This window comes from Pseudomonas sp. ok272 (assembly GCF_900109995.1).
In the GTDB taxonomy this organism is placed as follows: Bacteria; Pseudomonadota; Gammaproteobacteria; order Pseudomonadales; family Pseudomonadaceae; genus Aquipseudomonas.
Window position 1 is genome coordinate 562,819 of record NZ_FOCB01000001.1, and the last position, 12,894, is coordinate 575,712.

At 63.1% G+C, this 12,894-nt stretch carries 14 protein-coding genes; 10 read left to right on the top strand and 4 right to left on the bottom strand.

From position 1 onward, the window contains the following. From BMW74_RS02675 to BMW74_RS02710, 7 genes are all read left to right on the top strand, one after another. Nucleotides 1–303: hypothetical protein (locus BMW74_RS02675; protein WP_218189032.1), on the top strand; the 303-nt coding region annotated here is incomplete at its 5' end. Nucleotides 304–467: 164 nt separating this feature from the next. Beyond that, nucleotides 468–1,625 carry a hypothetical protein gene (locus BMW74_RS02680; RefSeq protein WP_256562510.1) on the top strand — a complete coding sequence of 386 codons (1,158 nt, stop codon included), beginning with the start codon at nt 468–470 and terminating at the stop codon, nt 1,623–1,625. Between the two features lie 382 nt (nt 1,626–2,007). After that, entirely contained in the window at nt 2,008–3,381 is a 1,374-nt protein-coding gene (locus BMW74_RS02690; protein WP_093413232.1) for a glutamine synthetase family protein, read from the top strand. A gap of 167 nt (nt 3,382–3,548) precedes the next feature. Then, nucleotides 3,549–4,160 carry a class I SAM-dependent methyltransferase gene (locus BMW74_RS02695; protein ID WP_093413235.1) on the top strand — a complete coding sequence of 204 codons (612 nt, stop codon included), beginning with the start codon at nt 3,549–3,551 and terminating at the stop codon, nt 4,158–4,160. 116 nt (nt 4,161–4,276) lie between these two features. Continuing rightward, nucleotides 4,277–5,410, top strand: coding sequence for a ribonuclease D (gene rnd / locus BMW74_RS02700; RefSeq protein WP_093413237.1), 1,134 nt, complete (start codon nt 4,277–4,279; stop codon nt 5,408–5,410). Continuing rightward, nucleotides 5,407–5,700 carry a YcgL domain-containing protein gene (locus BMW74_RS02705; protein WP_093413240.1) on the top strand — a complete coding sequence of 98 codons (294 nt, stop codon included), beginning with the start codon at nt 5,407–5,409 and terminating at the stop codon, nt 5,698–5,700. Before rnd ends, BMW74_RS02705 begins: the two co-directional genes overlap by 4 nt. A gap of 109 nt (nt 5,701–5,809) precedes the next feature. Beyond that, nucleotides 5,810–6,742, top strand: coding sequence for a D-2-hydroxyacid dehydrogenase (locus BMW74_RS02710; protein ID WP_093413243.1), 933 nt, complete (start codon nt 5,810–5,812; stop codon nt 6,740–6,742). A gap of 111 nt (nt 6,743–6,853) precedes the next feature. On the opposite strand, the gene BMW74_RS02715 is transcribed toward BMW74_RS02710, so the two are convergent. Beyond that, entirely contained in the window at nt 6,854–7,447 is a 594-nt protein-coding gene (locus BMW74_RS02715; protein ID WP_093413245.1) for a nitroreductase family protein, read from the bottom strand. A gap of 292 nt (nt 7,448–7,739) precedes the next feature. Between BMW74_RS02715 and BMW74_RS02720 the strand changes: the two genes are divergently transcribed. Both BMW74_RS02720 and BMW74_RS02725 read left to right on the top strand, forming a co-directional pair. Further along, nucleotides 7,740–8,189, top strand: coding sequence for a YcgN family cysteine cluster protein (locus BMW74_RS02720; protein ID WP_093413247.1), 450 nt, complete (start codon nt 7,740–7,742; stop codon nt 8,187–8,189). A gap of 38 nt (nt 8,190–8,227) precedes the next feature. Further along, a complete protein-coding gene (locus tag BMW74_RS02725) occupies nt 8,228–9,457 on the top strand; it encodes a hypothetical protein (RefSeq protein WP_093413250.1) in 1,230 nt (409 codons plus the stop codon). A gap of 482 nt (nt 9,458–9,939) precedes the next feature. Here BMW74_RS02725 and BMW74_RS02730 read toward each other — a convergent pair whose 3' ends face one another. The 3 genes from BMW74_RS02730 to BMW74_RS02740 form a co-directional block, all read right to left on the bottom strand. Then, entirely contained in the window at nt 9,940–10,254 is a 315-nt protein-coding gene (locus tag BMW74_RS02730; RefSeq protein WP_093413253.1) for a YgaP family membrane protein, read from the bottom strand. A gap of 78 nt (nt 10,255–10,332) precedes the next feature. Next, nucleotides 10,333–10,803, bottom strand: coding sequence for an RNA methyltransferase (locus BMW74_RS02735; protein WP_093413256.1), 471 nt, complete (start codon nt 10,801–10,803; stop codon nt 10,333–10,335). Between the two features lie 177 nt (nt 10,804–10,980). Beyond that, the gene (locus tag BMW74_RS02740) at nt 10,981–11,355 is read right to left on the bottom strand and encodes a YajD family HNH nuclease (protein ID WP_093413259.1); all 375 of its coding nucleotides are present in this window, start codon (nt 11,353–11,355) and stop codon (nt 10,981–10,983) included. Between the two features lie 286 nt (nt 11,356–11,641). On the opposite strand from BMW74_RS02740, the gene BMW74_RS02745 reads away from it, so the two are divergent. Next, entirely contained in the window at nt 11,642–12,886 is a 1,245-nt protein-coding gene (locus tag BMW74_RS02745) for an OprO/OprP family phosphate-selective porin (protein ID WP_093413262.1), read from the top strand. The last annotated feature ends 8 nt before the right edge of the window (nt 12,887–12,894 follow it).

Consider the following 12,894-nt stretch of genomic DNA (forward strand, 5'->3'; position numbering starts at 1 on the left):
GAAGGCGAATTCATCGACGTCCCGGCACAAGGCTTTTTCCCCAAAGGCGAGCCCGACGAGTTGTACCGCTGGCCCGAGCGCGAAGCGCGGTTCACTTACCGTGAAGGTCCCCACATCACCGCGTTGTCCGGCGAACTCACGGGCCACGCCGGTAAGTGGGCGATGAACGGCCGCAGAGGCCTTGAATACGTCGATCTGCAACAAGGCCAGCGCCTGTCGTACAAGAACGAGCAGCCGGTGAAGTGGACCCTGATTGCGCGGGCAGATGGCGGTTCATGCATCGAACCGCACAAGGAGTCCTGACATCGCAGTACTGCCCCCCTCGAACGCTACCCGCTGGAAATGCCTTGACGCCATCCGCGTCCACAACGTCTGAGAACTCACCCATGCCTGTACGAATCGACAAAATCCCCCCGCCCAAAGGTGCACCGCCCCTTCCAAGTGTTGGCACTTGGTTTGGCTTGTTGGTGCTGTTTCTTCTGCTGGGTTTGGGCTTGATGATGCTGTTCCAACCAGATGTCGAGGCGCAAGACCCGCACCGGTTCTGGTGGACGGCGCTTGGCGTGCCCGCGCTGATCTGGGTTGTGTCGGGACTATTGCGCATGAGCCTTTACTCAGCCTATTGGGGTGTGCTGGGTGAGTGGAATGAGATTCGCGAGCAGTATCTGGCCCAGCACATACGTCAAGGACGTCGCTCGCAACAGGTGCTGGCGGTCAGCTTGCATACCGCGTTGCGAGCGGTGAATGCGCATAGCAGCGAGGACCAGTGTGAGGCGTTGCTCGGCGGGACCAAGGCCTTGACGAGCCAGGCCGATTGGCTGGCCAGTGAGGAGGGCGCGCGTCACAGCCGCTTGGCGATTGAGCCGCACGACACGCCTGAGGTGTTGCTGCGACGAGTCCTGGGGCAAGTGCTGGGTGATATCGCACAAATGCTGGCGCGGCTACCGACGGACAAGCCCCTTGCCTTGCTGGTGGAGAGCCATAGCCGTATCCCTCAGGAGGACGTGGACCAACTTTGGCAGGACGTCTGGTCTGCGTCGGGCATTCGCCAGAGCGTTACGCGCATCGAAGGCCAGGGGCTGGCCGTGGTGGATGAATGGTTGGATCAGCGCATCAACGATCAGGCGTTGTTGCTCGTGGTGGCTTTCCAACTGGCTCCCGTCGAAACACCGGGCACCGGGGAAGCGGTTGTGGGCCTGCTGTTCGGCAACCGATTGACGCAAGACACACTCGCACCGTTGGCCTATCTGCATCGTCCTGAGCCCGCCCGTGCGCCAAGTATTGAGGGGGTCGGGTATGCCATCCAACAAGCGCTGTATTGGGGGACGAGCGAGGCGTCGACAATCGGTCGTCTCTGGCTGACCGGGATGGACGCGCAGCGGACGGCGGCGATCAGCAGGGTGGTGAGCGAGGCCGTGATGCCTGTGAAAGTGACGCAAGGCTGGCATGACCTTGACGCTATGCTGGGCCATCCGGGGTGCGCGGCACCGTGGGTGGCGGTAGCCGCCGCCGTGGAATCAACTCGCAACGATATGACGCCCCAGATGATTGTCAGTGGCGATCAGGACGTGGAGGCGTGGCTATGGAGCGCGGTGATCGTACCGGCATCGTCCAACCCCGTGTAAAAAACCGCCAATGTTTAGCCAATCCACAACCAATGTTCTTCAAGTCTGGATTTAACGACTTATCGCCCCGTGTGACGCTGCCGGTCCTCTGTGTTCTGCGGTTGACGTTATGGACGGTTGCTCAGTCGACACCCACCCCCGAGGTTGCCTTGGCGCTGTTGCGTCACGACGCCAGCCTCGCCGTCGATTCTTGCCCGCCACGACCCTGAACTTGTCTGCACTTCCTTCTGAACTGGCCTTCTGGGCGCTGTGGCACTGTCGTCATGCGCGCCCACCGGACGTGTGTGTTTTGCGTTGAATCTATTCATCGGTCCCGGCCTTGTGCGGGGACCTGACTGGCGACGCCTGCGCGTCGGCCTGATGTGGACCTACGAGAACAACCATGACCACCCCCTTTGCCAGCCTGCAAGAAGCCCAGACCTTTCTGGAACACAACCCGGACATCGAGATGTTCGAGCTGTTCATCCTCGACAACAACGGTGTGCCACGGGGCAAGTTGCTGCACCGTGACGAACTGTTGGCGGTGTACCAAAGCGGTCGGCCACTGCCCAGCACCATTCTGGGCCTGACCATCAATGGCGACGACGTGGAAAACTCCGGGCTGGTCTGGGAGGTGGGCGATATCGATTGCCGGGCCTACCCGATCAGCGGCAGTTTGCAGCGCATGCCGTGGCGGTTGATTCCGACGGCGGCGGTACAAGTCAGCATGCACCCGCAAGAGGGCATGCCCGCCACCGTGGCCGATCCTCGGCACCTGCTGAGCCAGGTGATCGACGGGCTCAAGGCCGATGGTTACTACCCGGTGATGGCGGCTGAGCTGGAGTTCTATCTGCTCGACCAGCAACGCGACAGCAATGGTCGTCCGCAGCCGGCGCGGGATGTCGACGGTGGTCGACCGCGTTCGACCCAGGTCTACGGCTTGCGTGAACTGGAACAAATCGAGCCGTTCCTGGCCGACCTCTACGCCGCCTGCAAGCTGCAAGGGATTCCCGCGCGCACGGCGATTTCCGAGTACGCCCCGGGGCAGGTGGAAATCACCCTGGAGCATCGCGAAGATGCCCTGCAGGCGATGGACGAAGCCGTGCGCTACAAGCGCCTGGTCAAAGGCGTGGCCCACAAGCATGGGATGAGTGCGTGCTTCATGGCCAAGCCGTTCGATGACCTGGCGGGCACCGGCATGCACATGCACGTCAGCATCGCCGACAAGGACGGCAACAACCTGTTCGCCAGCGAAGCGCCGGACGGCACGCCACTGCTCAAGCACGCGGTAGGCGGCATGCTCAGTACCTTGCTCGACTCGTTGCTGATGTTCTGCCCCAACGCCAACTCCTATCGCCGCTTCCAGGCCAACAGTTATGCCCCGCTGGCGGCCACGTGGGGAGTGGACAACCGTACCGTGAGCCTGCGCGTACCCGGCGGGCCGGCGTTCTCGCGGCACATCGAACACCGCATCTGCGGGGCGGATGCCAACCCTTATCTGGCGGCAGCGGCGATCCTGGCCGGTATTCATCGCGGGATTCGCGAGCAGCGTGATCCCGGTGCCCCGGTCGAAGGCAATGGTTATGCCCAGGCCACGGAACTGCTGCCCACCGACTGGCTGACCACCCTGCGTGCGCTGGAAGATTCGGCCTGGGCACGGGATGCGTTTGGCACGGAGTTTCTCGGGGTTTACCTGGCAGTCAAGCGTGCCGAGTATCGGCAGTTCATGGGCGAAGTCGGCGAGCAGGACTGGCGCTGGTACTTGCATCAGGCCTGAGAGGGGCCACCCGGTTAATGCGTGACTGATTGACGGAAGCCAACTGTTTGTTGGCTTTCTTTTCACGAAAAATTGATGGCGCGCTACTTAAAGTTTGTCAGGTCATGGGGGCAACTGTTTTTGCTTCTCTGTGAGCGCATTAACTTTGAGGAATCAGCGCAATCGCCATGTATGAAACTCATGACCACGCCTGCGCCTGTGCAGAGCCACAGCCACCCGGGTTGCTGCGACGCTTGTCGCGCTGGCGCGCCAAGCAGTTGCTGCGCAACGCGCTGTCCGAAGCCGGCGAGCCTGGGCTGGTGCTTGACCTGGGCTGCGGCGTGGGACGATTCTGGCCGGTCTTGGGGGAGCACGGTAACCGGGTGATTCTGGCTGCCGATCATTCCCAGGACGTACTCAACCATGCCCGCACGCACCACCCGGCAAGCTTGCTGGCGCGCATCCGCACCTTCCAGAGTTCGGCGTTCAACATTGGCCTGTCGGAAAACGCGGTGGATTGCATCGTCTGTTCCACACTGTTCGCTCGCCTGGACAGCGCCGAGGCGCGCATGGCCCTGCTGCGGGAATGCCAGCGGGTGAGTCGTGACACCGTGATCCTGTGCGTGGGAATCAAGGCGTGCTTGAGGCTCGGCCCCGATTTGCCGGGTCCTCTGCTCAGCAAAAGCACGGCCGAAACTGAATTCAAGGCCGCCGGCTTCGAGATCCTCATGCGCCAGGATCTGTGCCCCGGCTTTTCCTCTTCGCGCACCTACGTCCTGCGCAAAACCAGCCAGGACTGATCAGGGCCACGGCGCTGGTGCGGTTGTCGGTGATTTCCTTCAGCTCTTGGTCAGTGAACGCGCGGAAATCGCCGGGAGCGATATATACTGCGCGCCATTCTTCAAGGGAGAGCCGTGTGGCCATCGATATTCACTGGATTCGCGACGACGATAGCCTCGGTCAGTTTTGCGCCCAATGGCAGCAGTTGCCATTTGTCGCGCTCGATACTGAATTCATGCGGGTCGACACCTTCTATCCGATTGCCGGGCTGATACAGATCGGTGATGGCGAGCGTGCCTACCTGATTGATCCTTTGACCATCACCCATTGGCAGCCCCTGGCCGACCTGCTGGAAAACCCGGCGGTGGTCAAGGTGGTGCACGCGTGCAGCGAAGACCTCGAAGTCTTGCTGCGCCTGACCGGCAGCTTGCCGGTGCCGTTGTTCGACACTCAGTTGGCGGCGGCCTACCTGAACCTGGGTTTCTCCATGGGCTACTCGCGCCTGGTGTCCGAGGTGCTGGGTATCGACCTGCCGAAGGGCGAAACCCGCTCCGACTGGCTGCAACGCCCGCTGTCGGACACCCAGATCAGCTACGCCGCCGAAGATGCCCTGCACCTGGCCGAAGTGTTCGTGCGCCTGCGGCCCAAGCTCTCGGATGAGAAGTACGCCTGGGTCCTGGAAGATGGCGCCGAGTTGGTGGCCAACCTGCGCCGCGAAGTCGATCCCTACGAGGTCTATCGCGACGCCAAGCTGGCCTGGAAACTGTCCCGTGCCCAACTCGCCGTGCTGCGTGAACTGTGCGCCTGGCGTGAGCGTGAAGCCCGCGCCCGCGATCTGCCGCGCAACCGCATCGTGCGCGAGCATTCGTTGTGGCCGTTGGCCCGCACCCAGCCGGATAACCTCGCGGCGCTGGGCAAAATCGAAGACATGCACCCGCGCACCGTGCGCCAGGACGGCACGTTCCTGCTGGACCTGATCAAACAGGCCGCCAGCCTCCCGCCTGAGCAATGGCCGCCCGCCGTGCCGGAGCCGTTGCCGATCGAAGCCGCTGCGCTGGTCAAGCGCTTGCGCGCCCTCGGCCAGGCCGAGGCCGAGCGCCTGAACGTCGCCCCCGAACTGATGCTGCGCAAGAAAACCCTCGAAGCGCTGCTCAAGAGCGGCTATCCCGAGGGCCCTTATCAATTGCCTGACTCGCTGCGTGGCTGGCGCCGCGAGTTGATGGGCCAGGCCTTGCTCGACAGCCTGGCCACCGCCGGAGAACAGCCTTGAAACGTATTTGCTCCATCTACCGAAGCCTGAAGAAAAACGAGATGTACCTCTATGTGCTCAAGAGTGATGCACTGGAGCGCGTCCCGGAAAACCTGATGCTGGCCTTTGGCAAGCCCCATCACGCCTTCGACCTGGTCCTGACCCCCGAGCGCAAGCTTTCGCGCGAAGACATCGCGGTGGTCCTGGAGAACCTCGACAAGCAGGGCTACCACCTGCAAATGCCGCCGGCCGAAGACGAGTACATCGAACATTTGCCCGAAGAACTGCTGCGGCGCAATGATCCGATCTGAGTCCAGAAGCGTTTCAAACAATTGAACTGATTATTCTGGCGAGGACCGCACGACGCAGGAGCACGGCTCCTGTGGCGGTCTTGTGCACTGTTTTTTAAAGGTTTGAACCATGCGCGTTCTAATTGCCGAACACGACCACGCGATCTACGCCCAACTGCTGCGCCAAGCGGTTCCCGAGCTGCAGGTGCTGACCAGTGGCGACTCTGCCGAACTGGCCAGCCTGGCCGCCGACTGTCCGGTCTGGCTGGGCCAGCCGGACTTGCTGGCAACCCTGTTGCGCCAAGGGCACAGGCCACTGTGGCTGCAATCGACCTGGGCCGGTATTACACCGCTGCTGGCCGAAGGCTTGTCGCGTGACTACCGACTGACCCGCGCCGTGGGGATCTTCGGCCAGGTCATGGCCGAGTACGTGCTGACCTACATGCTGGGCCATGAACGTGAAGTCTTGACGCGCCTGGTCAGCCAGGTCGAGCGCAAGTGGGACAACCGCCTGGGCCAGAGCCTGGCCGGGCGCAAAGTGCTGATCGTCGGCACCGGGGACATTGGCCAGAGCGTGGCGCAGTTCCTGTTGCCCTTTGGTGTCGAGCTCTACGGGATCGCCAGCGCGCCCCGCGAGCAGGCACCGTTCATCGAAGTGGCGGGACTTGAAGACCTGGGTCGCCTGGTGGGTGAGGTCGACTACGTGGTCAACCTGCTGCCGAACACCCCCAATACCCATGACCTGTACGACGCGGCGCTGTTCAAACAGTTCAAGCCAACCGGCCTGTTCATCAACGCCGGGCGCGGTGTGGCGGTGGTCGATGCGGACCTGGTGGAGGCCTTGAAAGAGGGGCATCTGGCGGGCGCGGTGATTGACGTCTGCCGTCAGGAACCCTTGCCGCAGCGCCATCCGTTCTGGACGGCCTGGGGCTTGCTGCTGACCGGCCACAGCTCGGCACCGACCTCACCGTCGCTGATGGCGCAACTGTTTGTCGACAACCTGCGGGCCTATCAAGCCGGTGAAGCGTTGCGTGGGGAAGTGGATTTCGCACGGGGTTACTGACCCCACTCAACCCCCTGTGGGAGCGAGCCTGCTCGCGAAAGCGCCAGTGACGGATACATCGCCATTCGCGAGCAGGCTCGCTCCCACATGAGTGTTGGATGTTGCTGTGGCTTACAGGCTGAAATCCCCCTCGGCCACCAGCTCGCTCAGCGGTACGCGCGGGCTGGGTACTTCGCGGGCTTGCAGGTAGTCGGCGAGGGTGGTCTTGTCGCCGAGCTTGCCGATGGCCACGGCGGCGTGCAGCGCGTAACCCTCTGGAATGTTCAGCGTCTGGCGTGTCAGCTCCTGGTCGAAGCCGGCCATGCCGTGGGTGTGCCAGCCGCTCAGCGTGGCTTGCAGTGCCAGATGGCCCCAGGCCGAGCCGGTGTCGAAGGTGTGCCACAGGGCCGGGGTTTCTTCCGTCGCACCGGGGGCGGTGAAGGTGGTTTTCGAGATCACGATCACCAGTGCCGAAGCGTGCTGTGCCCAACTGCGGTTGAACTCGTTCAGCAAGCCCAGGTAACGCGCCCAGTTCGGGGTGTCGCGGCGCGCGTAGAGAAAGCGCCAGGGTTGCGAGTTGTAGGCCGAAGGGGCCCAGCGCGCCGCTTCAAAGAAGCTGAGCAGGGTTTGCTCCGGGATGGCTTCGCCGGTAAAGGCCCGTGGCGACCAGCGCTGGGTGAACTGTGGATCGATGGCGTATTCGGCAACGCGAGGATTGGCGCTCATGGACGAGGCTCCTGACTAGGTGGGTGAATCAACGAATGGGGTAAACCTGCGCGCGCAGATGAGCTGGGCAATAAGGTTTGCGGGCCCGTGGCGATGTCCGTCAAAGCGGCGCGGTTGAGCGCTGATAGCACGCGGACGCGGGCAGTTGCGGGGGCCACGCTACTGTGCGGCGCGACAACTGACAAGGGCCCCAGGTGTAACAAACGACACCGCCAGTCGCCCGCGCTTGGCCCGTGGGGCTTGGGGCACTAGACTGGCGGCCTTTTCACTACCTGATGCAGATGCTTGAGCCATGGCCGCCAAAGTCGAACCGTTCTGGATACGCAAAACCCTCGAACAACTGGACCCACAGGAATGGGAGTCGTTGTGCGATGGGTGTGGCCTGTGTTGCCTGCAAAAGCTCGAAGACGAAGAAGACAACAGCGTCTATTACACACGCATCGCCTGCAAGCTGCTGGACCTCAAGACCTGCCAGTGCACCGATTACCCCAATCGCCGCGACTTTGTGCCCGACTGTATCCAGCTCACGCCGGGCAAGGCCGATCAGTTCAAGTGGCTGCCGCCGACCTGTGGTTACCGCCTGGTCAGCGAGGGCAAGGACTTGCCGCTCTGGCATCACCTGGTCTGCGGTGACCGAGAGGCGGTGCACCACGAGCGGATTTCCCAGTCCGGGCGCATGCTCGCCGAGGGCAGCGTGGCCGAAGATGATTGGGAAGATCATCTGATTTTTCGCGCAGGCTAACGCCTTTGGCGTGACCAATGAATCACGAAGGAGTGTGTATGACGCTAGGGTTGCGGTTGGCGCTGGCCTTGTCGCTATCAATGTTGGCGGCCCCGGCGTGGGCGGCCAACAAGGTCAACCTGGACTATCACGTGCGCTTTTTGCCGCAGAGCGATCAGGCCGAAGTGCGTTTGACCCTGGCCCGGGGATCGGCGGTGCGCAGCCTCGACCTCGACCTGGGGGACGGCAGTCACTACAGCGATTTCAAGGCCGATGGCCAGTGGCAGCTCTCACCCGGCAAGGCTGCCCGCGGCGTGTGGCGACCCAGTGCCGACAAGGCCAGCCTCACCTACCGTGTGCGCGTCAGTCAGGCGCGCAAGAACGGCAGCTTTGAAACGCGCATGACACCGAACTGGGCGTTGCTGCGCGGCGATGACCTGGTGCCGGCGGCGCGCCTGGATCAACAGGATGGCGTCGAGCTGGTCGCGCGCCTGGAGTTCGAGTTGCCCGGCACCTGGAAGAGTGTCGAGACGGCCTGGCCGCGTATCGGCAAGAACCGTTTTCGCATCGATAACGTCTCGCGCCTGTTCGATCGGCCGACCGGGTGGATGCTGGCCGGCAACCTGGGCAGTCGTCGCACGCGCCTGGGAGACACCTGGGTGACCGTGGCGTCGCCACAAGGGCAGGGTATGCACCGCATGGATGTGCTGACGATGCTGACGTTCGTCTGGCCGCACGTGCAGGCGCTGTACCCACGCCAGCCCGGCAAACTGTTGATTGTCGGCGCGGCGGACCCGATGTGGCGCGCCAGTGTGGCCGGGCGCGAATCGATCTACCTGCACAGCCGGGTGCCGTTGGTCAATGAGAGCGGCAGCAGCCCGATGTTGCGGGAGCTGGCTAAGGTGTTTGCGCGCATCAGTGGGCGTGAACGCAGCGATTGGATTGGCGAAGGCTTTGCCGAGTACTACGCCATTGAGCTGCTGCGCCGTGCCGGTGGCATGAGCGATGAGCGCTACCAGACGCTGGAGACCCGCCTGGCCACGGTCAGCCACGGCGTCAGCACGTTGCGGGGAGAGCAAGCCAACCCGGCACAGGTGGCCAAGGCGGTGCTGTTGCTGCAGGAGCTGGACCGCGAGATCCGTTTGAAGACCCGCAACAAGCGTTCCCTGGACGATGTGCTGCGCGCGGCGATGCACCAGGAACGGGTGAGCACCCAGGCCTTCGTGGCGCTCGCCGAAGGCGTCATGGGCGAGCCTTCCAAGGTGCTCGATAGTGCGTTGCTTCGGTAGCACCGCTTTCGCCGGCAAGCCGGTCTCGCTCCCACAGGAATCTGGGTTGAGCCCGTAGGAGCGAGGCTTGCCCGCGAACCGGCCGCCCATCCAACATTGATGTCGCCAGGCTGACTGCTTTCGCGGGCAAGCCTCGCTCCTACAAGGAATCCGGGCCTGACACGGGATGTGTGTTCGCCGTGGACCAGGGTGGGAGCGGGCCTGCCCGCGAAGAGGCCGGCACATGCGCCATCAGCATTGGCTGCCCCATCGCCATCGCCATCGCCATCGCCATCGCCGGCAAGCCGGTCTCGCTCCCACAGAGATCTGGGTTGAGTCCGTAGGAGCGAGGCTTGCCCGCGAACCGGCCGCCCATTCAACATCGATGTCGCCAGACTTACCGCTTTCGCGGGCAAGCCCACAAGGAATTGAGCTGCGCCCCAGATGTTGGACATTTAAGGTTGTAAGGATAGGCAGCCATCAACCCCAGCGAAAATCCAGGCTCAGCCTTCGGCCTTGGGCGATTGATCCGCCTTGAGGTCGTTCGACTGCGCGCCCGCCCGTGCGATCCTTAGACGCACGCTGTCCATGTCCTGGCGGCTTTTCTCCAGGAAGCTCTTCGCCGAACTGTGGCCGGTAATGCCCCGGGCCAGGGCAACGCCGCCGAGCGCGACCTGCACCAGGCCGAACACACCGCCGCGACGCAGGCCCTTGCCGACCATCATCACGCCACCGGCCAGCGAGCCGATGCGCTCCCAGCCCTGTACGTTTTGCGCAGGTGCGTCCTGGAGGGGGGCTGTGGATTTGCGTTCGCTCATGATCTGTTTCCTCTACGGGCAATGGATACAGAGCTGACTGCGCAGGGGCTCGACGCGTTCCGTCGGGCTCGGCGCGGATCAGCGGAATTTTGGCCCGGAGCGGGTGTTCAGCCCCTTGGCCATGCGGTCGTAAAGCACCACGTTGACCGTGGCGGCGAGGTTCATGCAGCCGGTGGTCGGAATGTACACCACGTCTTCGCACCAGTCGCGAATGTCCTGGTCCAGCGAACCGTCCTCGGGGCCGAAGATGTACAGCGCCCGATCCGGGTGAGTGTATTCGGGGAGCGAGCGAGCGCCCTCGACCAGCTCGACGGCCACCGGGACGCAGCCCAGGGGTAGGATTTTCTTCAGGTCGTCGATGCCGATCAGCGGGATGTCGTAGTGCACGCGCTTGGTGTCGGTGACGAAGTCGGCGGCGCGTTCATAGCGCTTGCCGGTGTAGAACACCGACGCCACGCCATAGCAGCCTGCGGCGCGCATCACCGAACCGACGTTCTCGGGTGACTTGGGGTTATACAAACCAATGCAGCTGTACCGTTTGTCTGCCACGAGCGGGGTGCCTTCGGGAAAAAGGAGGCGATTATACGGGGATTGGCGGGGCAGGGGCAGTTTGGGATGGGCGTTGGCGGTCGGTTGAGTGATTTGCCTTCATCGCCCTGAGGTTCAATCGATGATCCGGCGTTCCCTGGCGGAGTCGGCAGCCGACTCCCACGGGGAACGGTGGGCTCAGTCGTCTTTTTTCATCAACCCGGCCAATGCGGCAAACGGATTGTGGGTCGCCTTGGCAATGGTCGGCGTGCTCAGGGAGCCTTCGCTGAAGTATTGCTGGTCGGTGTAGCGCGAGTGTTCGTTGTCGTGGCAGTACAGGCACAACAGCTCCCAGTTGGAGCCATCTTGCGGGTTGTTGTCGTGGTTGTGGTCGCGGTGGTGCACGGTCAGTTCGCTCAGGCGCTTGCCGGAGAACTCGCGGGTGCAGCGCCCGCAGACGTGGGGGTACATTTTCAGGGCTTTGTCGCGGTAGCCCATCTCCCGGTCACGCTGGGCATCGGCGAGGATGCGGTCCAGCTTGGCGGTGTTGGAGGGCGGGTTGGTCGAGCTCATCATGGCTCCTGTCTTTTAGTGGATCACGGATAGCGCTGATTCTAGCTGCTCGCGCGCTAATTAGCCCCTGGCTTTTTCGCCTGTCGGACCACGTGCAGGCCCCGGCATTTTGTAAAGGGATGTTTGGATCGCCCCCGCAAACACGCCGCCAAATCCATGCCGATGCGCCTGTCATCCAATTGGCGACAGGTTGCAACTTCCCTGACATTTTTCCTCGCCAAGCTGCCGTCCCTTAAATCAAGCAGGCCTGACCAGACGGTTGGAGCCTGATCAAGGGGAGGTGGAAATGTTGATGTTTGCGACACGTCTCACACTGGCTGCCGCGGTGCTGGCCGGCGCGTCCCAGGTGTTTGCCGGCACGGTCACCAGCGACGGAGCCGACCTGCTGGTCAAGACCAAGGGCGGCCTGGCGGTGGCCACGACCGATGACCAGTTCAGTTTCCAGCTCGGTGGTCGCTTGCAGGCCGACTTCGACACGTTCGACGGGTTGTACACCCATGACGGCCATCGCGCGGATGCCAGCTATTTTCGCCGCAGCCGCCTGGAAGTTTCCGGCAGGGCCGACGGCGTTTGGGCGTATGACTTCGCGCTCGAACTGAACAAGTCCGATACCCCGATCAAGGAAGCTTCCGTCAGTTACCTGGGGCTGGATCCGGTGACCCTCAAGGTCGGGCGTTTCGACCCGGACTTCGGCCTGGAAGGCGCCACCAGCTCCAAGTGGACCACTGGCATCGAGGGCAGTGCGATCAGTGACCTGGCGCCGTGGGTCAACGACCGCGACGAAGGCCTGGGGGCTCAGGTGGCGGGGACCCATGGCATGTTCTATGGCTCGGCGAGCGTGTTGCGCCCGGCGAGCAACAAGGACGCCGACGGCCAGGGCGCCAACAACTACAACCTGCGCCTGGTGTTGGCGCCGATGGCGCGTGCGGGACAGGTCCTGCATTTCGGCCTGAACTATGCCTACAACGACGCCGACAGTTTCGACGGGCGTATTCGCACCCGGTTGGGGGTTCGAGGGGTTTCAGAGGCGGGCGACAACGGCAACCGCCCGGACCTGGCGCCCAAGACCAAGGGCGCCTTTGACGCGGATGCGGCGGCCAGCCTGGAGTTTGCCTACGCCGCCGGACCGTTCTCGCTGCAGAGTGAATACCTGCGCCGGCAGTTGGGGGCCAGGCCCCAGGCCCAGCACCAGGATCGCGACGCCACGGGGTACTACGGCCAGTTGGCCTATACCCTGACGGGAGAGGCGCGGGGCTATAAGCTCGACGGCGGTAAATTCGAGCGGATCAAGCCGCAGGATAAACAGCTCGGTGCCTGGGAGGTGTTCTACCGTTACGACCACCTCAACGCCCAGGAAAAAGGCCTGCTGGACAACACCGCCCAGGTGCATACCCTCGGGGTCAACTGGTATGCCAACGACGCGGTGAGGATCTCTGCCAACTACGTCACGGCCAAGGCCGAACACTTCAGCAATACGGTCGGCGACCAGGCTGGCGAGGCCTTGGCGCTGCGGGCACAGTACGTGTTTTGACGGATTCC

Bases quoted from the DNA above. Each gene is read 5' to 3' on its own strand.
- BMW74_RS02745 (WP_093413262.1), top strand. From the start codon at position 11,642: ATGTTGATGTTTGCGACACGTCTCACACTGGCTGCCGCGGTGCTGGCC.
- BMW74_RS02690 (WP_093413232.1), top strand. From the start codon at position 2,008: ATGACCACCCCCTTTGCCAGCCTGCAAGAAGCCCAGACCTTTCTGGAA.
- BMW74_RS02730 (WP_093413253.1), bottom strand. From the start codon at position 10,254: ATGAGCGAACGCAAATCCACAGCCCCCCTCCAGGACGCACCTGCGCAA.
- BMW74_RS02725 (WP_093413250.1), top strand. From the start codon at position 8,228: ATGACGCTAGGGTTGCGGTTGGCGCTGGCCTTGTCGCTATCAATGTTG.
- BMW74_RS02740 (WP_093413259.1), bottom strand. From the start codon at position 11,355: ATGAGCTCGACCAACCCGCCCTCCAACACCGCCAAGCTGGACCGCATC.
- BMW74_RS02710 (WP_093413243.1), top strand. From the start codon at position 5,810: ATGCGCGTTCTAATTGCCGAACACGACCACGCGATCTACGCCCAACTG.
- BMW74_RS02720 (WP_093413247.1), top strand. From the start codon at position 7,740: ATGGCCGCCAAAGTCGAACCGTTCTGGATACGCAAAACCCTCGAACAA.
- BMW74_RS02715 (WP_093413245.1), bottom strand. From the start codon at position 7,447: ATGAGCGCCAATCCTCGCGTTGCCGAATACGCCATCGATCCACAGTTC.
- BMW74_RS02695 (WP_093413235.1), top strand. From the start codon at position 3,549: ATGTATGAAACTCATGACCACGCCTGCGCCTGTGCAGAGCCACAGCCA.